At 74.4% G+C, this 22650-nt stretch carries 26 protein-coding genes; 9 read left to right on the forward strand and 17 right to left on the reverse strand.

The window, feature by feature from the left end; translation table 11 throughout:
- Genes L332_RS22500 through L332_RS22515 form a run of 4 tightly spaced genes read right to left on the reverse strand, consistent with a single transcriptional unit; the run spans position 1 to position 5086 of the window.
- On the reverse strand, positions 1 to 2376 hold the full coding sequence (locus L332_RS22500; protein ID WP_021064995.1) for a glycoside hydrolase family 65 protein: 2376 nt from the start codon (positions 2374 to 2376) through the stop codon (positions 1 to 3).
- The gene (locus tag L332_RS22505; RefSeq protein WP_021010557.1) at positions 2373 to 3305 is read right to left on the reverse strand and encodes a PfkB family carbohydrate kinase; all 933 of its coding nucleotides are present in this window, start codon (positions 3303 to 3305) and stop codon (positions 2373 to 2375) included. The genes L332_RS22500 and L332_RS22505 overlap by 4 nt, the downstream gene beginning before the upstream one ends.
- Positions 3306 to 3353: 48 nt before the next feature.
- Complete coding sequence (locus L332_RS22510) at positions 3354 to 4829, reverse strand: serine/threonine-protein kinase (RefSeq protein ID WP_021010558.1); 1476 nt, start codon at positions 4827 to 4829, stop codon at positions 3354 to 3356.
- Complete coding sequence (locus tag L332_RS22515; RefSeq protein ID WP_021010559.1) at positions 4826 to 5086, reverse strand: hypothetical protein; 261 nt, start codon at positions 5084 to 5086, stop codon at positions 4826 to 4828. Before L332_RS22515 ends, L332_RS22510 begins: the two co-directional genes overlap by 4 nt.
- 126 nt (positions 5087 to 5212) lie before the next feature.
- Here L332_RS22515 and L332_RS22520 point away from each other — a divergent pair, with 126 nt between their 5' ends.
- Positions 5213 to 5725 carry a low molecular weight protein-tyrosine-phosphatase gene (locus L332_RS22520; protein WP_021064997.1) on the forward strand — a complete coding sequence of 171 codons (513 nt, stop codon included), beginning with the start codon at positions 5213 to 5215 and terminating at the stop codon, positions 5723 to 5725.
- 9 nt (positions 5726 to 5734) lie between these two features.
- A complete protein-coding gene (purB, locus tag L332_RS22525) occupies positions 5735 to 7114 on the forward strand; it encodes an adenylosuccinate lyase (protein ID WP_021010561.1) in 1380 nt (459 codons plus the stop codon).
- A gap of 32 nt (positions 7115 to 7146) precedes the next feature.
- Here the strand turns inward: purB and L332_RS22530 are convergent, their stop codons facing one another.
- From L332_RS22530 to L332_RS22545, 4 genes are read right to left on the reverse strand one after another with little or no spacing between them, the layout of a single operon-like run.
- Positions 7147 to 7593 (reverse strand): hypothetical protein, encoded by a 447-nt coding sequence (locus tag L332_RS22530; RefSeq protein ID WP_144061053.1) that lies wholly within the window; start codon positions 7591 to 7593, stop codon positions 7147 to 7149.
- A 28-nt stretch (positions 7594 to 7621) separates the two neighbouring features.
- Positions 7622 to 8116: a hypothetical protein gene (locus L332_RS29445; RefSeq protein ID WP_021010563.1), complete on the reverse strand. Its 495-nt coding sequence runs from the start codon at positions 8114 to 8116 to the stop codon at positions 7622 to 7624.
- Between the two features lie 25 nt (positions 8117 to 8141).
- Complete coding sequence (locus L332_RS22540; RefSeq protein WP_021010564.1) at positions 8142 to 8756, reverse strand: hypothetical protein; 615 nt, start codon at positions 8754 to 8756, stop codon at positions 8142 to 8144.
- Positions 8757 to 8760: 4 nt separating this feature from the next.
- Positions 8761 to 9480, reverse strand: a complete 720-nt coding sequence (locus tag L332_RS22545; protein WP_021010565.1) for a WXG100-like domain-containing protein — start codon at positions 9478 to 9480, stop codon at positions 8761 to 8763.
- Between the two features lie 98 nt (positions 9481 to 9578).
- Here L332_RS22545 and L332_RS22550 point away from each other — a divergent pair, with 98 nt between their 5' ends.
- Positions 9579 to 10205, forward strand: coding sequence for a hypothetical protein (locus L332_RS22550; protein ID WP_021010566.1), 627 nt, complete (start codon positions 9579 to 9581; stop codon positions 10203 to 10205).
- 46 nt (positions 10206 to 10251) lie between these two features.
- Positions 10252 to 11268, forward strand: a complete 1017-nt coding sequence (locus tag L332_RS22555) for a zinc-binding dehydrogenase (RefSeq protein ID WP_021010567.1) — start codon at positions 10252 to 10254, stop codon at positions 11266 to 11268.
- A 79-nt stretch (positions 11269 to 11347) separates the two neighbouring features.
- Here the strand turns inward: L332_RS22555 and L332_RS22560 are convergent, their stop codons facing one another.
- The 7 genes from L332_RS22560 to L332_RS22590 all read right to left on the reverse strand — a co-directional run bounded on the left by L332_RS22560 (position 11348) and on the right by L332_RS22590 (position 16345).
- Positions 11348 to 12850 (reverse strand): catalase, encoded by a 1503-nt coding sequence (locus L332_RS22560; RefSeq protein WP_021010568.1) that lies wholly within the window; start codon positions 12848 to 12850, stop codon positions 11348 to 11350.
- A gap of 98 nt (positions 12851 to 12948) precedes the next feature.
- Positions 12949 to 13380: a Fur family transcriptional regulator gene (locus tag L332_RS22565; protein WP_021010569.1), complete on the reverse strand. Its 432-nt coding sequence runs from the start codon at positions 13378 to 13380 to the stop codon at positions 12949 to 12951.
- A 53-nt stretch (positions 13381 to 13433) separates the two neighbouring features.
- Positions 13434 to 14273: a sulfurtransferase gene (locus L332_RS22570; protein ID WP_021010570.1), complete on the reverse strand. Its 840-nt coding sequence runs from the start codon at positions 14271 to 14273 to the stop codon at positions 13434 to 13436.
- A 20-nt stretch (positions 14274 to 14293) separates the two neighbouring features.
- Complete coding sequence (locus tag L332_RS22575; RefSeq protein ID WP_021010571.1) at positions 14294 to 14821, reverse strand: hypothetical protein; 528 nt, start codon at positions 14819 to 14821, stop codon at positions 14294 to 14296.
- A gap of 101 nt (positions 14822 to 14922) precedes the next feature.
- Entirely contained in the window at positions 14923 to 15483 is a 561-nt protein-coding gene (locus tag L332_RS22580) for a hypothetical protein (RefSeq protein ID WP_021010572.1), read from the reverse strand.
- The gene (locus L332_RS22585) at positions 15480 to 15761 is read right to left on the reverse strand and encodes a hypothetical protein (protein WP_021010573.1); all 282 of its coding nucleotides are present in this window, start codon (positions 15759 to 15761) and stop codon (positions 15480 to 15482) included. Before L332_RS22585 ends, L332_RS22580 begins: the two co-directional genes overlap by 4 nt.
- The gene (locus tag L332_RS22590; RefSeq protein WP_021010574.1) at positions 15758 to 16345 is read right to left on the reverse strand and encodes a hypothetical protein; all 588 of its coding nucleotides are present in this window, start codon (positions 16343 to 16345) and stop codon (positions 15758 to 15760) included. Before L332_RS22590 ends, L332_RS22585 begins: the two co-directional genes overlap by 4 nt.
- 73 nt (positions 16346 to 16418) lie before the next feature.
- Between L332_RS22590 and L332_RS22595 the strand changes: the two genes are divergently transcribed.
- From L332_RS22595 to L332_RS22610, 4 genes are all read left to right on the forward strand, one after another.
- A complete protein-coding gene (locus L332_RS22595; RefSeq protein WP_021010575.1) occupies positions 16419 to 17639 on the forward strand; it encodes an amidohydrolase in 1221 nt (406 codons plus the stop codon).
- 125 nt (positions 17640 to 17764) lie between these two features.
- Entirely contained in the window at positions 17765 to 18340 is a 576-nt protein-coding gene (locus L332_RS22600) for an NADPH-dependent FMN reductase (protein WP_021010576.1), read from the forward strand.
- Positions 18341 to 18433: 93 nt separating this feature from the next.
- A complete protein-coding gene (locus L332_RS22605) occupies positions 18434 to 18703 on the forward strand; it encodes a YciI family protein (protein WP_021010577.1) in 270 nt (89 codons plus the stop codon).
- Complete coding sequence (locus tag L332_RS22610) at positions 18673 to 20061, forward strand: dihydrolipoyl dehydrogenase family protein (RefSeq protein ID WP_235045080.1); 1389 nt, start codon at positions 18673 to 18675, stop codon at positions 20059 to 20061. The genes L332_RS22605 and L332_RS22610 overlap by 31 nt, the downstream gene beginning before the upstream one ends.
- Before the next feature lie 12 nt (positions 20062 to 20073).
- Here the strand turns inward: L332_RS22610 and L332_RS22615 are convergent, their stop codons facing one another.
- Complete coding sequence (locus tag L332_RS22615; protein WP_021010579.1) at positions 20074 to 20946, reverse strand: Fpg/Nei family DNA glycosylase; 873 nt, start codon at positions 20944 to 20946, stop codon at positions 20074 to 20076.
- 153 nt (positions 20947 to 21099) lie between these two features.
- Here L332_RS22615 and L332_RS22620 point away from each other — a divergent pair, with 153 nt between their 5' ends.
- Positions 21100 to 21576, forward strand: coding sequence for a hypothetical protein (locus tag L332_RS22620; protein ID WP_021010580.1), 477 nt, complete (start codon positions 21100 to 21102; stop codon positions 21574 to 21576).
- Positions 21577 to 21622: 46 nt separating this feature from the next.
- Here the strand turns inward: L332_RS22620 and L332_RS22625 are convergent, their stop codons facing one another.
- The gene (locus L332_RS22625) at positions 21623 to 22612 is read right to left on the reverse strand and encodes an NYN domain-containing protein (RefSeq protein ID WP_021010581.1); all 990 of its coding nucleotides are present in this window, start codon (positions 22610 to 22612) and stop codon (positions 21623 to 21625) included.
- Positions 22613 to 22650: the final 38 nt, after the last annotated feature.

Raw genomic sequence — 22650 nt, forward strand, 5'->3', positions numbered from 1 at the left:
CTACGCCCCGTCGCCGAGCGCCTCGCGGAAGGGCCGCGGCGCGCGGTGCCGCGGCTGCGTCGGCCGCTCGCCGCGCACCTCGAGCGGCGGCGTCGGCGCGCTGACCGCCTCGCCCGCGGTGAGCTCGAGCTCGTCGCCGAAGTGGCGGATCGAGAGCGGCTCGCCCGCCTCGAGCCGGTAGGTCGACCGCTCCGGCTCGATCTCGACGCGCAGCACGCGCCCGTGCACCCGGATGCCGAACGCGATCCGCGTCGTCCCGGGCGGCAGCCGCGGCGCGAACGAGAGGCCGTCCTCGCCCTCGCGCATGCCGCCGAAGCCGGCCGTGATCGCGATCCACACGCCCGCGAGCGACGCGAGGTGCACGCCCGCATCCGCATCGCCCTGCAGGTCGTCGAGGTCGATCGTCGCCGCCTCGGCGAGGTAGTCGGCGGCGAGCTCGAGGTGGCCGAGCTCGGCCGCGAGCACGGCTTGCGGCACGGCCGAGAGCGATGAGTCGCGCACCGTGAGCGGCTCGTAGTAGGCGAAGTCGCGCTGCTTCTCGTCGAGCGTGAAGGCGTCGTGGCCGAACAGCAGCGCGAGCACGAGGTCGGCCTGCTTCACGACCTGCTTGCGGTAGAGCTCGACGTAGGGGAAGTGCTCCTGGAGCGGGTACTCGTCCTCGCGCGTGCCCTCGAAGTCCCAGCGAGCCTGCTCCGTCCACCGCGCGGACTGCGGGTGCACGCCACGGCGCTCGTCGAAGGGGACGACCATCGCCGCGGCCGCCGCCTCCCACGCCTCGATCTCGTCGTCGTGCACGCCGAGCCGGGCCGCGACGTCCGGATGCCGGCGGGCGACCGCCGCGGCGCCCTCGAGGTTCCGGCGCGCCATGACGTTCGTGTAGACGTTGTCGTCGACGAGGGCGGAGTACTCGTCGGGCCCCGTCACGCCGTCGAGGTGGAAGCCGCCATCGGGGTCGAGGCGGCCGAGCGAGCGCCACAGCCGCGCCGTCTCGACGAGGATCTCGAGCCCCGCCTCGCGCTCGAACGCGATGTCGCGCGTCGAGCGCACGTAGTGCAGCACCGCCGCGGCGATGTCGGCGTTGACGTGGAACGCGGCGGTGCTCGCCGGCCAGTAGCCCGAGCTCTCGCGCCCGTCGATCGTGCGCCACGCGAACGTCGCGCCGCCGAGCCGCACGTGCCTCGCGCGCTCCCTCGCTCGGTCGAGCGTCGCGTGCCGCCACCGCAGGGCCTGCGCCGCCGCCTCCGGTAGGGTCGATGTCAGCACGGGCAGCACGAACGCCTCGAAGTCCCAGAAGGTGTGCCCCTCGTAGCCCTTCCCCGTGAGGCCCTTGCCGGGCACGGAGCGCAGCTCGAGCCGCACGGCCGACTGGAAGACGTGGAAGAGCGCGAACCGCACCGTCTGCTGCAGGCGCGGGCTCCCCTCGACCTCGACGTCGACGCACGCCCAGTGCTCGTCGAGCCGAGTGCGCTGCCCCTCGGCGAGGCCCGTCCAGCCGTCGCGCAGCGCGTCGTCGACGGCCGCCTCCGCGCGAGCGCGCAAGGTCGCGGGCGCGAGCTCGGCCGACCACTCGTGGCCGACGAGCTTCACGACCTCGAGCCGCTCGCCGGGTTCGAGCTCGGCGACGATCGTCGTGCGGGCGAGGTCGTCGGATGCGTCGGTCGAGACCGAGGGCGCGGCGGCGCCGGCGCGCTCGACGACGTGGTGCATCGCGACCGCGACCCCGAGCCGGCTGCGGCGCGTGCGGTGCAGCAGCGTCGCGGCGCCCCCGCGCGCGTGGTGCGCGACCGGCTCGAGCGGCCGCTCGAGGGCGTCCTGCACCCGCGGGTCGTGGTGCACGTCCTCGAGCCCCTCGTTGGCGAGCAGGTCCGACTGGAGCGTGACGCGCACCGCCTCGTCGACCGGCTCGACGACGCAGCGCACCGCCGCGATCGAGCGGTGCGTGAAGGAGACGAGCCGCTCGGTCGTGAACCGCACCGCGCGGCCGGCCGGCGAGATCCACTCGACGTCGCGACGCAGCACCCCTGCGCGCAGGTCGAGGCGCTGCTCGTGCCGCGCGAGGGTGCCCTCGCGCACGTCGAACGGCTCGTCGTCGACGAGCAGCCGCACGATCTGCCCGTTCGGCGCGTTGATGACGCTCTGCCCGACCTCGGGGTAGCCGTAGCCCTCCTCGGCGTAGGGCATCGGCCGCTCCTCGAACAGTCCGTTGAGGTAGCTGCCGGGCTCGCCGCGCGGGTCGCCCTCGTCGAGGTTGCCGCGCCAGCCGATGTGGCCGTTCGAGAGCGCGAAGAGCGACTCGCGATGCGCGAGCCGGTCGACGTCGACGCCCGTCAGGCCGAGGCTCCAAGGGTCGACGTCGAAGCCGAGCGGCCCCGTCACCCCTCCTCCACCGGCGGCGAGAGCTCCGGGTGGCCGCCGAGGCGCTGCACCGTCGAGCCCGCCGCCTGGGAGGCGATCTCGCCGATCCGCCCCGGCTCGGCCCCGAGGAGCATCCCCGTCACGATGCCGGCGACGAACGCGTCGCCGCCGCCCGTCGGGTCGACGACCCGCTGCTCGACGTGCGGCAGGAAGCGCTCGCCGCCGTGCCAGCAGACGAGGTCGCCCTCGTCGGGCACCGAGAGCGCGACGACGCGGGCGCCGCGGCCGAGCAGCCCCTCGGCGGCGCGGCGCGCGTCGTCGCGCGTCGCGACCTCCACGCCCGCGAGGATCGACGCCTCCTCCGCGTCGGCGCGCACGACCTCGGCGACCGAGAGCAGCTCGTCGCGCTCGTCGCCCTCGATCGCGCCGTCGAGCACGATGCGCGCGCCGCCCTCGAAGGCGATGCGCGCCGCGCGCACGAGCGCGTCCGCGGGCTGCTGGAGCTGCAGCACGACGACATGGGCACCGGCGAGCGCCGCCTCGGCGGCGTCGACGTCGGCGGTCGTGACCTGCGACTCGGGCGTGACGTGCTCGAGCAGGCGCCGCTCCCCCTCGCCGGAGACGAGGTCGACGAGCAGCGCGGTGCCGCCGCGGCGCGCGACGAGCGAGACGTCGATGCCTGCCGCGACCGCTTCCCGCCGCCCGGACTCGCCGGGGGCGTCGTCGCCGAGCGCCGCCACGAGCGCGACGGCGGCGCTCGGGTGCAGCTGGCGCACCCCGACGGCGATGTTGGCGCCCTTGCCGCCGAGGCGCTCGATGCGCTCGTCGACGGCGGCGCTGCCGCCGGCGTCGGGCAGGGACCCGGCGCGCAGGACGAGGTCGCGAGCCGCGTGGCCGACCACCACGACGCTCGGCTGCTGGGGGCTCTCGGGCGATCGCTGCTCGTCCACGCGACGACCATAGTGAGCGCGCCCCGACGTCGGCTGGACACGCGAGCCTCACCGCCGCTCGAGCGCGACGTCGTGCGCGGCGACGCCGCGACCGCCCGCGGTCGCCTCGGCGAGGTGCTGCTGCCAGTGCGCGACGACGAAGTCGTCGGTCGTCTTCAGGGTCGTGAGGTACTCGGCGCGCGAGTGCCGGGCGAGCGCACCGGAGCCGTGGCCGCCGGCGCTCTCGAGCAGGATCGTCGTCGGACCCGCCCCGTCGGCGATGCCGTCGCTCGCCGCCACGAGGTCGCCCTCGTGCGCAACGCTCAGCACCGCGACGCCCGGCGGCAGCTCGGCGGTCGCGACCGGCCCCGCGATCAGCAGCGCCGTCTCGACGTTGAAGCGCCCGCTCGCCGCGACGTTCGCGACCGCGCCGGCGCCCTGCGAGTAGCCGAAGACGTCGACCGGGTCGTCGGGCCCGATGCCGGCCGCCTCCATCGCCTCGACGACCGCGCGATCCGAGCCGAGCAGCGCGGCGGGCGTCGACGCGGCGTTCTCGACGTTCGCGAGGTCGTCGAGCCCGATGTCCTGCGTGCCGTCGACGAAGACCTGGAACCGGCGCGAGCCGTCGGGCATGCGGTGCTCGTGGATCGACACCTGCCCGGGCTGATCCCGGATGACTCGCATCGCGGCGGCGGGCGTCGAGACGGGCGCGCGGTGCGGCGTCGCCGGCGTGAGCGCGGCGACCCGCACCGGCCGCAGGCCGCCGCCGACGCGAGTCGCGATGACTGCGCCGCCGACGAGGCCCGCGAGCAGCTCGTCCTGCCCGACGGTCGACTCGATCGCGCGCGCCGTGCCGACCGGCACCCCGAGGAAGCCAGCGAGCGCCTCGTCGCTCGACTCGACCGCGAGCGCGAGCGCCGTCACGAAGGCCGGGTTCGCGAGCAGCTGCTCGCTCGAGCGATCCCAGAACGCCGATGCCTGGGCGAGGAAGGGCTCGACCGCGCGGCCCGCGCGCTCGGCGAGCGCGGTCACCGCGGCGGCCTGCGCGGGATGCAGCGCCGCGAGCCGCGCCGCGAGCGGCACCGCCACGAGGCCGATGAGCAGCGCGCCGCCCACCCCGGCGGCGAGCGCCGGTCCCCACAGCCCGACCGTGCCGAGCGCCGCGCCGAAGGCCGCGCCGACGAGCGCCCGCGCACCGACGCCGGCCGCGTAGGCGGCGCCGCCCGCGAGCTCCTCGACCGCCCGGAGCACCGCATCCGACGCGAGCTCGTAGGCTCGGCCGGCGAGCACGGTGTCGTCGTGGAGCCGCTCGAGGTCGGCCACGATGGCCTCGGCGGCGGCGCGCCGCAGCTCGAGCTCTGCCGCGCACGAGCGCAGCGCCGCGACGCTCACGCCGGGGGCGGCCGCGACCCGCAGGTCGGGCGCCGAGCGGAGGGCGAGGGCGGCGCCCCGCACGCGCCACTCGGCCTCGCGGAGCCGCGCGCTCGCGACGCCCGTCACCGTGCTGTCCCACGCGACGGGAGCCGAGGCCTTGGGCGCGGTCACAGCGCTCCCTCGATCGACAGCTCGAGCATCGCGAGCTCGTGCTCCTCGGCCGCGATCCGCTCGCGCAGCCGCCGGCAGCGCTCGTCGAACGCCTCGCGCGCGGGCCCGAGCCAGTCGGCCTGCCCGCGCAGCACGACGACGTCGGCCGCGTCGCGCATCCGCGACCGCGCCCGCCGCACCGCGTGCTGCGCCGCCCGTGCCTCGTCGACCGCGCGAGCGCGCAGCGCCGCAGCCGCCGCAGCCGTCACCACCGTCATCGCCGCTCCCTCCGCCGTGGGCGGCACGATGGCACCGGCGTCGGCCTGCTCGGGCGGCGCGCGGGCGCGCCTGTGGAGAACGCGCGGCCCGCGCGGCTCGAGCACCGCATCCGCCAGAATGGGTCGGTGACGATCGAACGGGAGCTCGCCGATGCGACGCGCTTCCGCGTCTGCTTCGTCTGCACCGGCAACATCTGCCGCTCGCCGATGGCGGCGACGGTCTTCGAGCAGCTCGCGAAGCGGCACGGCGTCGCCGACCGGCTGCTCGTCGCGAGCGCCGGCATCAGCGACTACCACGTGGGCGAGACCGCCGACGCGCGCACGCTCCGCACGCTCGTCGAGGCCGGCTACGACGCCGGCGCCCACCGCGCGAAGGAGTTCAGCGCCGACTGGCTCGACGCCTTCGACCTCGTGATCGCCTTCGACCGCGGGCAGGAGCGCGCGCTGCGCTCGCTCGCGCGCGACGAGGAGCAGCGCTCGAAGATCCGGCTGCTGCTCTCGTTCGACCCCGACGCGACCGTGCCCGACGTGCCAGACCCCTACTACTCGGAGGACGCCTTCTTCGGCACCGTCCTCCGCCAGATCGAGACCGCGGTCGGCCGGCTCTTCCGCCAGATCCAGCCAGCCCTCCGCGCCTGAAGGAGCCCCATGACGATGCCCGCCCAGCCCCTCTCGCCGCTCGACGGCCGCTACCAGCGGCAGGTAGCGGGACTCTCCGAGCACCTCTCGGAGGCCGGCCTCAACCGTGCGCGCGTGCACGTCGAGGTCGAGTGGCTCCTGTGGGTCGCCGAGCACGGGCTCTTCGGTGCGAGCCCGGTCGAGGCGAGCGATGCGGATGCGCTGCGGCAGTGGGCGGCCGGGTTCGGGCAGGCGGAGATCGACTGGCTCGCCGAGAAGGAGGCCGTCACGCGCCACGACGTCAAGGCGGTCGAGTACCTCGTGCGCGACCGGCTCGCGCAGCTCGGGCTCGAGCGGCTCTCGGAGGCGGTGCACATCGCGTGCACGAGCGAGGACATCAACAACCTCTCCTACGCCCTCACGGTGCGCGCGGCCGTGCACGACGTCTGGCTGCCGGCGCTCCGCGCGGTCATCGACCGGCTGCGCGAGCTCGCCGTCGAGCAGCGCGACCGGCCGATGCTCTCGCTCACGCACGGCCAGCCCGCGACGCCGACGACACTCGGCAAGGAGCTCGCGGTCGTCGCGTGGCGGCTCGAGCGGCAGGCGAAGCGCATCGAGGGCGTCGAGGTGCTCGGCAAGTTCGCGGGCGCGACCGGCACGTTCTCAGCCCACGTCGTCGCCGAGCCCGACGCCGACTGGCCCGCCACCGCATCCGCGTTCGTCGCCTCGCTCGGCCTCACGTGGAACCCGCTCACGACCCAGATCGAGTCGCACGACTGGCAGGCCGAGCTCTTCGGCGCCATCTCGCACGCCGGCCGCATCCTGCACAACCTCGCGACCGACGTGTGGACGTACATCATGCTCGGCGCGTTCACGCAGATCCCCGTCGCGGGCGCGACGGGCTCGTCGACGATGCCGCACAAGATCAACCCCATCCGGTTCGAGAACGCCGAGGCCAACCTCGAGATCGCCTCGGCGCTGCTCGAGTCGCTCTCGGCCACCCTCGTGACGAGCCGGCTGCAGCGCGACCTCACCGACTCGTCGACGCAGCGCAACATCGGCGTCGCGCTCGGCCACTCGCTGCTCGCGCTCGACAACCTCCGCCGCGGCCTCGGCGAGATCGCCGTCTCCGACGCCGCGCTCGACGCCGCGCTCGAGGGCAACTGGGAGGTGCTCGCCGAGGCGATCCAGACGGTCATCCGCGCCGAGGTGCTCGCGGGCCGCTCGAGCATCGACGACCCCTACGCCCAGCTCAAGGAGCTCACGCGCGGCCAGCGGGTCGGGCAGGCCGAGCTCGTCGCGTTCGTCGACCGCCTCGACATCTCGGAGGGCGCGAAGGAGCGGCTGCGCCGCCTCACCCCGCACACCTACACGGGGCTCGCGAGCGAGCTCGTCGACCGGCTGCCGTAGGCGTCAGGGCCGAGCGCCCGCGGCGGCCTCGCTCAGCGCCTGCCGTCGCTGACCGTCACCGCGCGCACGCGCTCGTCGAGGAACGCGACGGTGAGCGTCGCCCCCTCGAGCGCGTACTGCAGCGACGTGCGCCCGCGCTTCGTCGGCGCCCCGAAGCGCGCGACGACGTCGTCGGCGGTCGCCGTGCGCAGGTCGAGTCCGTCGATGAGCTCGTCGGGGTGCGCGGCCGCGTCGAGGTGCGCGCTCCCGGCCACCTCTGCGGAGGCCTTCGCGAGCACGCCGTCGCGGAACTGCAGCCGCACGCCGTCGGCGACGCTCTCGACCACGATCCACTCCGCGCCGCTCGACGGGTCGACGAACGGCTGCTGCTCGCGGAAGTGCGGAGAGCGCTGCAGCAGCTCGAGCACGCGAGGGTCGTCCTTGCGCGCCCCGATCAGCTCCGCGTAGCGGCCGAGCTCACCCTGGATCGTCGTGCTCACGAGCATCCCCTCCGTATCGTCGCGGTCGTCAGACCGGATTGCCCTTGGCGCGCTGCTGCGCGAGGAACCGCTGCATGACGTCGCCCTCGAACGGCGGCTCGTCGGCGGGCGTCGTGAACGCCTCGCCGATCTCGAACTCCTGCAGCAGCGCGAGCGCGGCGTCGCTCACGAGCAGGTCGACGCGGTCCTCGAGCACGACGTCGTCGCCCGCGGCGCGCGAGCCCGTCGGCACGAGCCGCTCCCACCGCTCGGGGAACGGTCGCGGCAGGGGCAGGGCGCCGAACTGCTGCTCGGTCGTCACGACGACCTCGGCGAGCTCGAACCCCGAGAGCGTCGACGCGCGCAGCGCATCGGCGAGCGGCGCGCTCACGATCCAGTAGCCGGAGGTCGTGACGATGTCGTCGCCGAGCCAGCCGTCGAACTCGTAGTGCAGCGGGCCGACGAGCCGCGGCTCGCGGCTCGGGTCGTGGTCGACGCCCGGCCCCAGGCCGCCGGCGACCTCTGCCTCGAAGCGCTGGTACATGCCTACCTCCTCGGTGCGGGCACGATCACCGGATCGGCGGGTCGAACAGGTCGCCGAACGCGTCGTCGATCAACGTAGCGTAGTCGAGCAGCTCCTGACTCGTCGGCGCTCGACCGATGCGGTCGTAGTGGTTGTAGAACTGGTTCCACATGCGTCGGATGCCGCTGAGGTGGAGCGGGCCGTTGACGTCGCGCGGGATCCCGCGGAGGTTCTCGCTCGAGTGCATCTGGCCCGGCGTGATGTCGATGCCGGGGTACCGGCGCCGCACCTGCTGCTCGACGGCGTGGTGGATGACCGAGCTCGCGGCCGCGTCGGCGTTGTCGGGGTCGTCGGCGAAGTTGTTGCGGTAGTCGACGCTGTCGCCGTCGCCGAACTCGGCGGGGCGGCCGCGATGCACCTCCGGCACGTCGAGCCCGTCGGCGCTCGGCGTCGCCGGGTCGGGCGCGTCGTGCCGCCGCGGCCGGTCGGGCCGGCGCTGCCGGCTCGCGAGGATCTCGTCTCGGCGGCGCGTCTCCTCCACGATCTCGCGCAGCCGCTTCGCCTGCAGCCGCGATCGGTCGCCCATCGAGTCGGCGAACTCCTTGCCGGCCTTCTCGAGCGCCTCGATGACGTCCCGGCCGAGCTTCCTCAACATCGACATCGGCCTACCCCTGGATGATCTGCAGCGAGGCGATCTGCTGCACGTACTGGGCGCCGAGCTGCTCCTGCTCGGCGCCGGTCGACTCGATGTCGCCGGCCGCCTGCTCGAGCGCCGCGAAGTCGGCCTGGAACTCCTTCGCCTCGCCCATCGCGCCCTCGACGAGCGGCGCGTCGGCGATCGCGCCGACCAGGGCGACGGCGCCCTCGGTGAGCGGCTCGATCACCATCGAGAGGATCTGCCCCAGGAGCGCCTCGATCGCGACGTTCGTGGCGATCTTGAGCGCGGCCTTCCGGGCGGCGATGATCGCCGCGTTGGCCGCGGCGCTCAAGCCGAGGGTGAGCGCCGCGGTGGCGATCGCCGCCGCGATCTGCGCCGCCGTGATCACGAGCTCGGCGATCACCTTCACCTTGAGCGCCACCACGGCGTCGGCCATGACGTCGATGCCGGTCGCGGCGGGCTCGAGCAGGTCGACGAGCTGCTGCATGTGCTGCTCGCGCGTCTCGTTCCACGCCGTCGTGTAGCTCCGCGCGGCGCCCGCCTTGAACGCGGCAGGCACGTCGTCGTTGATGCGCGAGCTCGCCGCCTCCATCGACGCGATGAGGTCCTCGCGGAACGTGCGGGTGATGCTCGCGGCGCGGCGCAGCTCGTCCTCGTCGAGCGGCGGCCACTCGTAGTCGAGCATGTCGAGCACCCAGACGAGCTCGCCGGGAAGCGTCATGGCCATGGTGCGTCACCTCTCATCGCGTCGCAGCGCAAGTCAATCCCCTCGCGCCCTCGCAGGCGATGGGCAGAACTCCCCGCTCCTGCGGCTAGCGTCGAGGGGTGACTCGAGCGACGACGACCATCACCGCGCACGGCCGCACCCTCTCCGCCACGGCGCGCACCGACCTGCAGACAGCGGTCGACGCGCTGCTGCAGCGCTTCGCCGAGCTCGGCGAGCGGTGGACCGACGGGCTCGTCGTCTGGTCCTCGTGGTCGCCGATCGTCATGGAGGCGCGCGCCGACGGCTTCGTGCTCCGCTCGCCGGACTTCGAGGCGGATGCGCGCGAGGGCCGCACGGATGACCTCACGATCGCGCTCGAGACGACCGAGGGCATCGTGCGCGTGCTGAACGCCGCGGGGGTCCTGCCGCAGGACGTGCGGTTCGACCAGGAGGTCGAGGCGGTGCGGGGCTGGGAGTCGCATCCCGAGCTCGTGCTCTCGCGCGCCCCCGGGCGCGACGCGCGCGACTCCGGCTGGTTCGTCGACCTCGCGGGCGTCGAGCGGAGCGAGCCGTGGTCGGCCGACGACGTGGTCGACGTGCCCGTGTGGCGCGTGCGGATGGCGCGGCCCGCCGTCGTGCGGGCGCTCGCCCTCCCCGTCGGCGTGAGCGCGTCCGTCGTCGGCGATGCGGTCGAGCTCGTCGTCGACGAGCGCGACGGCGCGATCCTCGCGCGCGGCCCGCTCTGAGCCGCCGCCCGGGGGCGGGCCCAGCCGGGCGTGGCACGCTGGGTGCATGCGAGCGACGATCCTGCATGCCCCTGGCGACATCCGCGTCGAGGAGTGGCCCGATCCGGTCGTCGAGCGCCCGACCGACGCGATCGTCCGCGTCGTCGCGGGCTGCGTGTGCGGCTCCGACCTGTGGTCGTACCGGGGCGTCAACGACGTGCCGGAGCCGCGCACGATGGGCCACGAGGCGATCGGCGTCGTCGAGGCGGTCGGCGCGGGCGTCGAGCGCGTGCGCGAGGGCGACTTCGTGGTCGTGCCCTTCAACCACTGCTGCGGCCGCTGCGCGCACTGCCGCGCCGGGCAGACGCAGGGCTGCGTCGAGCTCGCGATGACCGCGAGCGGCCAGGCCGAGCGCACGCTCGTGACCAACGCCGACGCGACGTGCTTCGTGCTCGACGAGGCGCCCGCACCCGATCGCTACGCGGCGGTGCTCGCGCTCAGCGACGTGCTGCCGACCGGCTACCACGCGGCGATCTCGGCCGGCGTGACGCCCGGCTCGACGGCCGTCGTCGTCGGCGACGGCGCGGTCGGCCTGTGCGGCGTGCTCTCCGCGCAGCGCCTCGGCGCCGAGCGCATCATCGCCCTCTCGCGCAATCCCGAGCGGCAGCGGCTCGCGACCGCGTTCGGCGCGACCGACCTCGTCGGCGAGCGCGGCGACGCGGCGGTCGCGGCCGTGCTCGAGCTCACGGACGGCGTGGGGGCGGATGCGGTGCTCGAGTGCGTGGGCACGGAGGAGTCGATGACCACCGCGTTCGAGGCCGCGCGGCCCGGCGCGACCGTCGGCTACGTGGGCGTGCCGCACGGCGCCGCAGTGCCGTGGCGCGTCGCCTTCCGCAACAACATCGGGCTGCGCGGCGGCATGGCGCCGGTGATCCGGTACCTGCCGGAGCTCGTGCCCGCCGTCCTCGCGGGCGAGCTCGACGCATCCGCCGTCTTCGACCTCGAGCTCCCGCTCGCCGACGCGGCCGAGGGCTACCGCGCCATGGACGAGCGCCGGGCCGTCAAGGCGCTGCTGCGCCCCTGACCCGGCACGTGCCGGCGGAGCAGAGTCGCGAGAGGCCCGCGCCGGTCGGAACCGGCGCGGGCCTCTCGGGTGCTGCGGGCTAGAAGACCGCGGGGGTGCGCACCGGCTCGGAGGCGAGCGACGTGCGGGGCTCCACGATGGGGGTGAGGCCCGCCTCGACGCGCGCGCCGAGGTCGGCGTCGACGTTCTTCCAGTACTGCAGGGCACGCTCGCGGATCTCGGGCACGCGGGTCTTGCCGACGTGGCCGACGATGTTCGCGACGAGGCGCTCGCGCGCGGGCTCGTCGAGCACCTCGCGGTAGAGCGTGCCCGCCTGGCCGAAGTCGTCGTCCTCCGGGTGGAGCGTGATGGCCGAGCGCACGAGCTCGCCGTCCATCTCCCAGCCGCGGTCGTCGCCGGCCGCGGCGGGGTCGGCTGCGGGGCCGCCGAACGAGTTGGGCGCGTAGACCGGCGCGGCGGGCGAGCCGAAGCCGTGGCGCATCGAGCCCTCCTTGTCGTAGGAGTGCACCTCGGTGCGGGCGCGGTTGACCGGCAGCTCGGCGTGGTTGACGCCGATGCGGTAGCGCTGCGCGTCGGCGTAGCTGAAGATGCGCGCCTGCAGCATCTTGTCGGGGCTCGCCGCGATGCCCGGCACGAAGTGCGCGGGGCTGAACGCCGCCTGCTCGATCTCGGCGAAGTAGTTCTCCGGGTTGCGGTTGAGCGTCATCTGGCCGACCTCGATGAGCGGGTAGTCGGCGTGCGGCCACACCTTCGTCAGGTCGAACGGGTTGAAGCGGTAGGTCGCCGCGTCCTCGTAGGGCATGACCTGCACCGAGAGGGTCCACGACGGGAAGTCGCCGTCCTCGATCGCGCCGTAGAGGTCGCGGATGTGGTGGTCGGCGTCGCTGCCCGCGAGCTGGTCGGCCTCGGCCTGCGAGAGGAACTCGTTGCCCTGGTTCGTCTTGAAGTGGTACTTCACCCAGAAGCGCTCGCCCGCCGCGTTGATCCACTGGTAGGTGTGCGAGCCGAAGCCGTCCATGTGGCGCCACGTCTTCGGCAGGCCGCGGTCGCCCATGAGCCACGTCACCTGGTGCGCCGACTCGGGGCTCAGCGTCCAGAAGTCCCACTGCATGTCGTTGTCGCGCAGGTGCGAGCCGGGCAGGCGCTTCTGCGAGCGGATGAAGTCGGGGAACTTGATGCCGTCACGGATGAAGAAGACGGGCGTGTTGTTGCCGACGAGGTCGTAGTTGCCCTCGCTCGTGTAGAACTTCAGCGCGAAGCCGCGCGGGTCGCGCCACGTGTCGGGGCTGCCCTGCTCACCGGCGACGGTCGAGAAGCGCGCGAGCATCTCGGTCTCGACGCCCGGCTGGAAGAGCGCCGCGCGCGTGTACTGCGACACGTCGTGGGTCGTGACGAACGTGCCGTAGGCGCCGCCGCCCTTGGCGTGCACCACGCGCTCCGGCACGCGCTCGCGGTTGAAGTGGGCGAGCTTCTCGACCAGGTAGTGGTCGGTGAGCGCGATCACGCCGTTCGGGCCGACGCTCTGCGAGTGCGCGTCGCTGCCGATCGGGGTGCCGACGCTGTTCGTGGTGGGATTCGTCATCCGTGTTCCGTCCTTCTCGTCCTGCTGGTGGTCATGGGCGCGCGGGCGGGCCGCGCGAGCGGTGGTGGATGGGCTCCGTCGCCCGGGAGCGCGTGCCGTCAGCCGGCGGCGCGGTCGGCGCCCGAGCACTCGGCGCACAGGCCGACGAACGTCACGTCGGCCGCCTGCACCGCGAATCCGGGCGGCGCGTCGGCGTGGAGGCACGGCGCCTCCCCGACGACGCAGTCGACGTCCTCGACCTTGCCGCAGCTCGAGCAGACGGCGTGGTGGTGGTTGTCGTCGATCCGGCGCTCGTAGCGCGCGGGCGATCGCTCGGGCTCGAAGCGGCGCAGCACGCCGGCGCCCGTGAGGTCGCCGAGCACGTTGTGCACCGATTGCACCGAGGTGCCGTGGCCGGCCTCGGCGAGCGCGCGGTGCACCGCCTCAGCGTCGGAGTGGGGCATCCGCGCGAGCACGTCGAGCACCGCGAGCCGGCCCTGCGTCACCCGCAGGCCGCGCTCGCGCAGCAGCTCGACATCCGTCCCGTCCACGCCTCCACCGTAGCAGTTATCGTGAACGATTCAAAAGAGCGACTCGCCCGCGGTCAGTCGCCGGTCGCGACCGGGCGGCCCGAGTCGGCTCGGCCCCACTCGGCCCACGAGCCGTCGTAGACCGTCGCGTCGCGGCCGACGAGGGTCGCGGCGAGCGCCACGACGGCGGCGGTCACGCCCGAGCCGCAGCTCGCGATGATCCGCTGCTCCCCCGCAGCCGCGCGGAGCCGCTCGGCGAGCTCGGCCTCCGGCAGCAGCCGGCCGCCGGGCGCGAGCGCGGCGTAGTGGAGCGAGCGAGCGCCCGGCATGTGGCCCGCGCGCACCTCCGGTCGCGGATCCCGCTCGGCGCCCGAGTAGCGCGCGGGCGACCGCGCGTCGAGCACCGCCGCGTCGCCCGTCGCGAGCGCCGCGGCCGTGACGTCGGCGTCGACGAGGGCCGACGCATCCCACCGCACCGACACGTCGCCGGCGCGCCCGGTCGTGTCGGAGACCGGGGCGAGCGGATGCCCTGCGTCGACCCAGGCGGGGAGCCCTCCGTCGAGCACGGCCGCGTCGATGCCCGCGGCGCGGAGCACCCACCACGCGCGGGCGCTCGAGAACATGCCGGCCGCGTCGTACGCGACGACGCGATCGCCGGCGCGGAGGCCGATCGAGCGCAGCTCCCGCTCGAGGTCGTCGGGCGCGAGCGCGTCGTGCACGCCGACGGGGCCGAGCCCATCCGCGTCGTCCTGCCGCGAGAATCGGCCGTCGATGTCGAAGCGCACGGCGCCCGGGATGCCCTCGGTCGGCAGCGGCTCGTCGGTGCCGGGCGGCGCCATGCTCGCGTCGAGCACGACGAGCCCGGGCGCTCCCAGGTGCTCGGCCAGCCAGTCGACGTCGACGAGATCGCGCATGCCCCCATCGTGGCAGGCGGTCAGGGCTTCTTCTTGTCCTGCTTCTCGTCGACGATGCCGCCGATGAGGCCGCCGATCGCACCGCCGAGGGCACCGCCCGCGGGACCGCCGATGAGCGCGCCGATGCCCGCACCGATGCCCGCGAGGCTCGAGCCGTAGCTCTGCCGGGCGATCGTCACGGTCGTCGAGCCGTCGTCGCCGGGCGCGACCTCGAAGGACCCGACCGCGGCCGAGGCGACGACGAGCGCGACGGGGCTCGCGGTGCCGCTCGCAGCCATGCGGTCGAAGATGCTGCGCGACTCGAAGAAGGCGCGCTGCGCGTCGCCCTTGCCCTCTCCGGCCTCGAAGCCGATGCGGTACAGCTCGAGCAGCGTCCGCGCCTCCTCGCCGTCGATGAGCTCCGCGGTCTGCAGGCGGTCGAGGATCGCCTCGTGGTCGCTGATGAGGTCGCCCTTCGACGCCTCCATCACGCGGCGGGCCTCCGCCCGCGCGGCATGCATGAGGCCGGCGATGTCGATCACCGGCTGCGGCTGTCGCTTCGTCTCCATCGCGCGCCTCCTCCTCGAGTCGCGATCGTGATGGCGTCAGTGAAGCACCGCCCTCACGCGGGCGGTAGGGGCGAGATGCGCGCGGTCTGGCGGCCGCCCGGTCAGCGCTGCTCGTCGGGGAAGGCCGTGATGACCTGGCCGGAGCCGAGGCCCACGCCGACCGTCACCATCCACGAGCGCGTCGCCTCGCCGCCGTCGACGAGCTCGACGAGCACGTCGTAGTTGAGGATGTCGTCGCGGTACTCCTCGACGCGGGTCGGCTGCTCGAGGGCGCGGTCGATCGCGAACCACGCGACGTCCTCCCAGCCGGCGCCGATGAGCTCGGCGAGCTCGCCGAAGTCGCCAGTGTGGCCGTCGGCGATGTGCCGCCAGCCCGCGCCGTCGGCGCGGCCGCAGCGCATGACCGCCTCGCCGGCGGGCACGCCGAGCTCCGGCCACGCAGCGCGGTCGAGCACCGCGAGCGCCTCACGGCCAGCGCGCCCCTCGCACTCCGCGCCGGGGTCGACGTCGTGCGCGACGGGATCGAAGGCGACGCCCTCGGCGCGCAGGTGCGGACCGTCGATCGGGGCGGCGGCGCCCGGCGCCGGCGCGCTCGCGCCCGTCGGGCTGCAGCCGGCGAGCAGGACGACGGCGCTGAGGCTGAGCAGCGCCGCTCGGCTCACGGCTGGAAGCCGTCGCGCTTGTCGAGGTCGGCCGACGAGCGGCCCTTCGGCTTCACCGCGAGCATGAGCGTCGCCGTGAGCAGCAGCGTGAGGATGAAGCCGACGCCGCCGAAGACGAGCGCGAGCACGACGTCGCGCACGGTCATGAAGACGATGAGGCCGATGAACAGGCCCGCCGCGCCCGCGAAGGCGAGGTACTCGAAGGGCTTGAGCTGCTGCTTGCGGGTGGGCTGGACGGGTCCGTCGTGCTGCGGGCCAGAGTTCAGGGGGTCGCTCATGCGTCGCTCCGCTCGGGTTCGGTGGTGGCGCGCGCAGGTCGTGCCGAGAGCGCCGCGAGCGCGAGGTAGACGCCGACGATCACGGCGTAGGCGCCGATGAGGCCGGTGAGGGTGACGGCGTCGCGCGTGAACGCGAAGACGATGCCGAGCACGATCGTGAGCACCGCGACGGCGCGCCAGTCGCGCGCGAGCCGGAGGGTGCGCGCATCGCGCTCCTCGCGCATCCGCCACCAGCCCGAGAGCTCCAGCGCGCCCGCCGGGAGCGCCCACGCCGCGACGGCGAGCCCGAGCGCGGTCTCGGTCGGCAGCGCGACCGCGAGCACCGCGGCGACGACGGCCATGACGGCCGACCACGCGGCGACGAGGGTCGGCCAGCCGCCCGCGGCCGCGGGGACGAGCCGGCGACCGAGCCACAGCGCGACGGCGGTGCCGGCGAGCAGCACCGCGAGCGCGATGAGCCCCACGAGCGCCGAGTGCAGCTGCACGAACGGCAGCGGCAGCCCGACGACGAGCGCGGGGACGGCTCGCATCGCAGGGAGGTGCCAGGGGTGCAGTCCCTGCGAGGGCCCGGAAGTCTCGGTCACGGCTCTCCTCACAGCTGCCCCCATCCTACCGGCGGCCGCCGGAGCGGCAACTGGTCGCGACTACGCTGACGCCATGACCCTCGAGCGCCACCGCCCGTTCATCGAAGACCTCTACCGCGAGCTGCACGCGCACCCCGAGCTCTCGAACCGCGAGCACCGCACGGCGGCGCGCATGGCCGAGCTGCTGCGCGAGCTCGGCCTGGAGGTGCACGAGGGCGTCGGCGAGTCGACCGGCGTCGTGGGCATCCTCCGCCGCGGCGAGGGGCCGACGGTGCTACTGCGCGCCGACATGGACGGCCTGCCCGTGACCGAGGTCGAGCAGGTGCCCTACCGCTCGACCGCGACCGACGAGTGGGAGGGGCAGGTCTCGGGCGTCATGCACGCGTGCGGCCACGACACCCACATGGCGTCGCTGCAGGGCGCGCTGCGCGTGCTCGCCGACCAGGACGACTGGTCGGGCACGATCGTCGCCGTCTTCCAGCCCGCCGAGGAGCTCATCAACGGCGCCCGCGGCATGCAGGAGGGGCTGCGGGCGCTGCTGCCGGGCGGCATCGACATCGCGCTCGGCCAGCACGTCATGCCCGGCGCCGCCGGCGAGGTGCGCTTGAGCGGCGGGCCCGTCATGGCCGCGAGCGACCACCTCATCGTCACGGTGCACGGCCGCGGCGGCCACGGCTCGCAGCCCGAGAAGACGATCGACCCGATCGTGCTCGCCGCCTCGATGGTCGTGCGGCTGCAGACGATCGTCGCGCGCGAGGTCGCGCCCTCCGACCGCGCGGTCGTCACCGTCGGCACGTTCCACGCGGGCACGAAGCAGAACATCATCCCCGGCTCGGCCCGCTTCGAGATCAACGTGCGCACCTTCGAGGAGCCCGTGCGCCGCCGCGTGCTCGCCGCGATCGAGCGCATCGTGCAGGGCGAGTGCCAGGTCGCGGGCGCCCCGGCCGCGACGATCGAGCACGGCGACGCCGCGCCGCTCACCATCAACGACGAGGATGCGTCGGCCCGGCTCGCGGCGGCGTTCGACGAGGCGTTCGGCGCGGCCCACGCGCCCGCCGAGCCGCTGCTCGGCTCGGAGGACTTCAGCGACCTGCCCGCGACGTGGGGCGCGCCCTACGTCTACTGGTTCTACGGCGGCTTCGACCCGGCGCTCGTCGCGCAAGCGCGCGAGCGCGGCACCTTCGACGTCGACGTGCCCTCGAACCACTCCCCCAACTTCATCCCGGTGATGCAGCCGACGCTCGACACCGCGACGACCGCGATGGTGACCGCCGCGCGCGCGTTCCTCGCCTGAGCCGGATCGAGCGGATGCGGTGACCGGCCCTCGAGGGCCGGGAATGCGCATCCGCTCGACCGAGTTGTCTCGACCTGGTGCCCGAAGGCGTGCGCCGTGCCCACACCCCGACACCGGGGAGAGTCATGTCCGCACGCCCCCAGATCGGCATCATCGTCGGCAGCACGCGCCCCGTGCGCGTCGGCCGACCCGTCGCCGACGAGATCGCCCAGCTCATCGAGGCCGCCGGCGCCGACGCCGTCATGCTCGACCTCGCCGAGCTGCGCCTGCCGCTGCTCGACGAGGCGATGCCGCCGGCCTCCGGCGTGCGCTCGAACCCGCACACGATCGCGTGGGCCGAGCGCATCGACGCGCTCGACGGCGTCGTGTTCGTCACCCCCGACTACAACGCCGGCTACCCGGCCGCGCTCAAGAACGCGATCGACTACCTCAAGCACGAGTGGGTCGGGAAGCCCGCCGCGATCGTCTCGTACGGCTGGGCCGGCGGCGCCGCGTCGGCCGCGCAGCTCGCGGCGGTGCTCACCTACATCGGGCTCGCGCTCGACGAGCAGGGCGTGCAGATGGCGTTCGAGCAGGGCGACTTCGACGAGTCGATGCGGCTCGCCGACCCGACGGCGTTCGTCGCCCGCTCGATCGAGGCGCTCCGCGCGCTCGTCGAGCGCGTCGTCGCCGCCTCGAGCGCCGCGCTCGTCGACGCCTGAGCCGCGCCGCTCGACGGAGGGCGGATGCGCACCGGTCACGGTCGCGCATCCGCCCTTCCGCCATCCGGGCGCGCCCGTGCCTAGGCTGGGGACATGATCGCCGTCATCGCCTCGTTCACCGACGACCCCGCGCGCCTCGAGCTGCGGCCGCGCCACCGGGAGCGGCTCGTCGAGCTGCACGAGCAGGGGCTCGTCGTCGCCGCGGGGCCCTTCGGCGATCAGTCGGGCTCGCTCGTGCTGTTCGACACCGATGACCTCGACGAGGTGCGGGCGGCGATCGACGCCGATCCCTACTACTCGGCGCCCGGTGTGACGGTCGAGACGATCCAGCCGTGGAGCATCATCGCGGGGGCGATCGGGTGACCGCCCGGCTCCAGACCGACGTGCTCGTGCTCGGCTGGGGCAAGGGCGGCAAGACCCTCGCGCGCTCGCTCGGCCGCTCGGGGCGCCGCGTGGTGCTCGTCGAGCGCGACGACGCGATGCTCGGCGGCACGTGCATCAACGTCGCGTGCGTGCCGACGAAGGCGCTCGTCCACCAGGCCGAGCAGCGCAGGCCCGACGACGACGCCGACGCCTACCTCGCTCGCGCGATCGCGACGCGCGACGGGCTCGTCGAGCGGCTGCGGGAGGCGAACCGGCAGCTGCTCGCGACCGTCGACGCGGTGACGCTCGTGCGCGGCGAGGCGCGCTTCGTCGGCGAGCGCGCCGTGCGCGTCACCGGCGGCGACGAGGCGCTCGAGATCCGCGCCGAGCACGTCGTGATCGGCACCGGGACGGTCCCGCGGCGCCCGGGCATCCCGGGCGACGACGGTCCGCGCACGCACGACTCGACGAGCCTGCAGGCGCTCGAGGGAGTCCCGGCTCGGCTCGCGATCGTCGGTGCCGGTGCCGTCGCGCTCGAGTTCGCGAGCATGTTCGCCCGCTTCGGCAGCGCAGTGACCGTCATCGCCCGCGGTCCGGCGATCCTGCCCGCCGAGGACGACGACGTGCGCGAGTCGGTCGAGGCGACCTTGGCGGACGCGGGCGTGCGCATCCTCACCCGAGCCGAGACGGAGCGCATCGACGACGACGGGACGGTCGCGACCGTCGTCACGAGCGCGGACCCCGTGCACGCCGACGCGGTGCTGCTCGCGACCGGCCGCTCGCCCGCGACGGCCGAGCTCGACCTCGCGGCGGGCGGCGTCGACGTCGACGAGCGCGGGTTCGTGGTCGTCGACGAGCTGCTGCGCACGAGCGCCGAGCGCGTCTGGGCCGTCGGCGACGTCAACGGCGGGCAGCAGCTCACGCCCATCTCGCTCGACGACCACCGGATCGTCGCGGCGCAGCTCACGGGCGCGGGCGGCCGCCGCCGCGACGACCGCGTCGCCGTGCCGACCACGATCTTCACGACCCCGCCGCTCGCCCGCGTCGGCCTCACCGAGCGCGAGGCTCGCGAGCGCGGCATCGCGGTGCGCGTTGGCGCGAAGGCCGTCGCCGGCATCGCGGCGATGCCGCGGCCGAAGGCGGTCGGCGAGACGCACGGCATCGTGAAGCTCGTCGTCGACGCCGAGACCGACCTCGTGCTCGGCGCCGCCCTCCACTGCGTCGACGCGCAGGAGGTCGTGAACCTCGTCGCCCTCGCGATGCGCGCCGGCGCGACCGCGAGCGACCTTCGCGACGGCATCTGGACGCATCCGTCGTCGACCGAGGCGCTCAACGAGGTGCTCGCCGAGCTCCGCTGAGGGCACTGCCGCTCAGCGGCGCACGCCGAGGCGCGAGAGCACCCGGTCGGCGAGCGGCTTGCCGCCCGTCTGGCACGTCGCGCAGTACTCGAACGTGCTGTCGGCGTAGATGACCTGGCGCACGGTGTCGCCGCACACGGGGCACGCCTCGCCCTTCCTGCCGTGCACGCGCATCCCCTGCTGCTTCTCCGCCTTGAGCGACGAGACCTTGACGCCCCGCGCGCGCTCGACCGCCTCGCCGAGCACGTGGCGGAGCGCCTCGAACAAGCGGTGCACGTCCTCCGGCGGCATCGAGGCGGGATGGAACGGCGACATGCGCGCGGCGTGCAGGATCTCGTCGGAGTAGGCGTTGCCGATGCCGGCGATGCGCTGCTGGTCGCGCAGCACCCCCTTGATCTGCCCGCGGCCCGCCTTCGCGAGGATGCCGGCGAAGCGCTCCTCGGTGAAGGACGGCTCGAGCGGCTCGGGGCCGAGCGTCGCGATCGACAGCACCTGCTCGGGATGCCGCACGACGTGGAGCGCGAGCCGCTTCTGCGTCGCCTGCTCGGTGATGTCGATGCCGTCGCCGTCGGGCTCGAGCTGGACGCGCGCGGCGAGCGGGCCGCGGCCGCGACCCGCGGTCGGGCGGGGTGCGGCGTCACGCCAGCGGATCCAGCCGGAGCGCGCGAGGTGCACCACGAGGTGCAGGCCGCTGTCGACCGAGACGACGAGGTGCTTGCCGCGCCGGTGCACGTCGGTCACGGTCGCGCCGCGGAGGGCGTCGACGGATGGGTCGTAGGTCTTGAGCGCGGCGATCTCGGTGACGTCGACGCGGCGGATCGCGCGACCGACGAGGCGCTCGGCCAGGTCGGTCGCGAGCGCCTCGACCTCGGGCAGCTCCGGCATGCGACCCAGTCTGCACCCGCCCGCCGCCGCGATGAGAGGGCTCTCATCCAGCCTTCCCTCTCGCCTCACGGCCGCTCGCGAGAGTGGAGGCACAGCGACGGAGACGGGTCGACCGCCTCCGCGTCACAGCACACGGACCAGCAGGAGGACACCATGAACACCAAGTGGATCGCGATCAGCACGCTCAGCACGCTCGGCATCGGGGCGATCGCCGCGAGCGCCGCGGGCGTCGCGAACGCCGTCGAGCTGCGCAGCGCCGACGGTCAGGTCGTCGAGCAGGCAGCGGTCAAGGGCGACCTGCTCGAGCGCGGCGCCGTCGGCATCGCGACGACGGGCGACCACGCCTCGGTCGTCTCCGCGACGACCGCGCCCTCGGCGACCGACGCGCCGTCGGCCCCGTCCGCGACGCAGGCACCGGCGGTCCAGGCGCCGCAGCCCGCCGCACCGGCAGCCGTCGCGTCGGCGCCGTCGGCGGCATCCGCGACGGTCGCACCCGCCCCGGCGCAGCAGTCGGCGCCGTCGCCGGCCTCCGCGCCGAGCGCTGCGTCCGCGCCGTCGCCCGCTTCGGCGCAGTCGCCCGCCTCGCCCATCTCGGCACCCTCGGCGCCGTCGGCCGCCTCGAACGCCTGACGCGCGAGACAGGAAGCGCCCCGCCGACCCGGCGGGGCGCTTCGCGTCAGGCGCGACGCAGCCGCAGCAGGCGCGCCTGCCCGTCCTCGCGCACCTCGACGAGCTCGTCTCGAGCGCCCAGGAAGTCCGAGAACGAGCGGTGGCCGAGCGACTTCTCGTTGAACACCGGGTCCATGCGCTTCATCTGCTCCTTGACGACGTTGGCGTGCAGCCACTCGTCGTCGCCCTTCTGCAGCAGGATGCGCAGGGCGCGCTCGAGCAGGCCCGTCGCGGCGTCGCCGCGCTGCTCGGCGGTCGGCTCGGCGTCGCGCTCCTGCGCGACCGACTCGCTCGTCGCCCGGCGACGGCGTCGAGCCGGCTTCGACTCGGCGACTTCGACCGCCTCGGCCTCGATCTGCTTCGCCTCCTCGGGCGTCGGCTCCGGCGCGTCGGGCTCGGCGCGCTCCTCGCGGCGCGCGCGCTCGACCGGCACGACGCCCGGCAGCGCGTCGTAGTCGGCGAACTCGTCGCACGCCGCCGCGAGCGACTTCGAGGTCGACCCGGCGACGCCGATCCCGACCATGAAGCGGCCGAGCCGCTTCACCCGCTGCGCGAGCGCGATGTAGTCGCTGTCGCCCGCGACCACCACGACGTGCGTGATGTCGTCGAGCCGGAAGAGGTCCTCCACCACGTCGATCGAGAGGCGGATGTCGGCGCCGTTCTTGAGCGCCCGAGTGGTGGGGAACATCTGCACGAGGTCGACCGCGCGCGCGAGCAGCTGGTCGCGGTAGGCGGCGTGCGCCGGCACCGACCAGTCGGCGTAGGCGCGGCTCAGCACGATCGAGCCGTAGCTCGACGCGTAGTCGATGATCGCGCCGAGGTCGACGGTCGCCTCGGCGAAGCGCGTGCGGGCCTTCGACTCGCGACCGTCGATCGGGAGCGTGCGGACCTTGTCGCTGTGGAAGGCGCCGCGGCCGTGCATCTGGTCGTAGCGCGAGATGAGGATGTTGTCGAAGTCGATGTAGACGGCGACGCGCGCCTCGGAGTCGGTGGGCATGCCTCCAGTGTGGCAGGGCCCGTCGCGGAGGCCTCCCG

Source organism: Agrococcus pavilionensis RW1, from assembly GCF_000400485.1.
GTDB lineage: Bacteria > Actinomycetota > Actinomycetes > Actinomycetales > Microbacteriaceae > Agrococcus > Agrococcus pavilionensis.

Excerpts from the sequence above, each read along its gene's own strand:
- L332_RS22560 (WP_021010568.1), bottom strand. The coding sequence starts at position 12,850 with ATGACGAATCCCACCACGAACAGCGTCGGCACCCCGATCGGCAGCGAC.
- L332_RS22615 (WP_021010579.1), bottom strand. The coding sequence starts at position 20,946 with ATGCCGGAGCTGCCCGAGGTCGAGGCGCTCGCGACCGACCTGGCCGAG.
- L332_RS22585 (WP_021010573.1), bottom strand. The coding sequence starts at position 15,761 with ATGAGCGACCCCCTGAACTCTGGCCCGCAGCACGACGGACCCGTCCAG.
- L332_RS22605 (WP_021010577.1), top strand. The coding sequence starts at position 18,434 with ATGATCGCCGTCATCGCCTCGTTCACCGACGACCCCGCGCGCCTCGAG.
- L332_RS22625 (WP_021010581.1), bottom strand. The coding sequence starts at position 22,612 with ATGCCCACCGACTCCGAGGCGCGCGTCGCCGTCTACATCGACTTCGAC.
- L332_RS29445 (WP_021010563.1), bottom strand. The coding sequence starts at position 8,116 with ATGTACCAGCGCTTCGAGGCAGAGGTCGCCGGCGGCCTGGGGCCGGGC.
- L332_RS22545 (WP_021010565.1), bottom strand. The coding sequence starts at position 9,480 with ATGGCCATGACGCTTCCCGGCGAGCTCGTCTGGGTGCTCGACATGCTC.
- L332_RS22515 (WP_021010559.1), bottom strand. The coding sequence starts at position 5,086 with ATGACGGTGGTGACGGCTGCGGCGGCTGCGGCGCTGCGCGCTCGCGCG.
- L332_RS22600 (WP_021010576.1), top strand. The coding sequence starts at position 17,765 with ATGTCCGCACGCCCCCAGATCGGCATCATCGTCGGCAGCACGCGCCCC.
- L332_RS22540 (WP_021010564.1), bottom strand. The coding sequence starts at position 8,756 with ATGTCGATGTTGAGGAAGCTCGGCCGGGACGTCATCGAGGCGCTCGAG.
- L332_RS22555 (WP_021010567.1), top strand. The coding sequence starts at position 10,252 with ATGCGAGCGACGATCCTGCATGCCCCTGGCGACATCCGCGTCGAGGAG.
- L332_RS22595 (WP_021010575.1), top strand. The coding sequence starts at position 16,419 with ATGACCCTCGAGCGCCACCGCCCGTTCATCGAAGACCTCTACCGCGAG.
- purB (WP_021010561.1), top strand. The coding sequence starts at position 5,735 with ATGACGATGCCCGCCCAGCCCCTCTCGCCGCTCGACGGCCGCTACCAG.
- L332_RS22620 (WP_021010580.1), top strand. The coding sequence starts at position 21,100 with ATGAACACCAAGTGGATCGCGATCAGCACGCTCAGCACGCTCGGCATC.
- L332_RS22570 (WP_021010570.1), bottom strand. The coding sequence starts at position 14,273 with ATGCGCGATCTCGTCGACGTCGACTGGCTGGCCGAGCACCTGGGAGCG.
- L332_RS22575 (WP_021010571.1), bottom strand. The coding sequence starts at position 14,821 with ATGGAGACGAAGCGACAGCCGCAGCCGGTGATCGACATCGCCGGCCTC.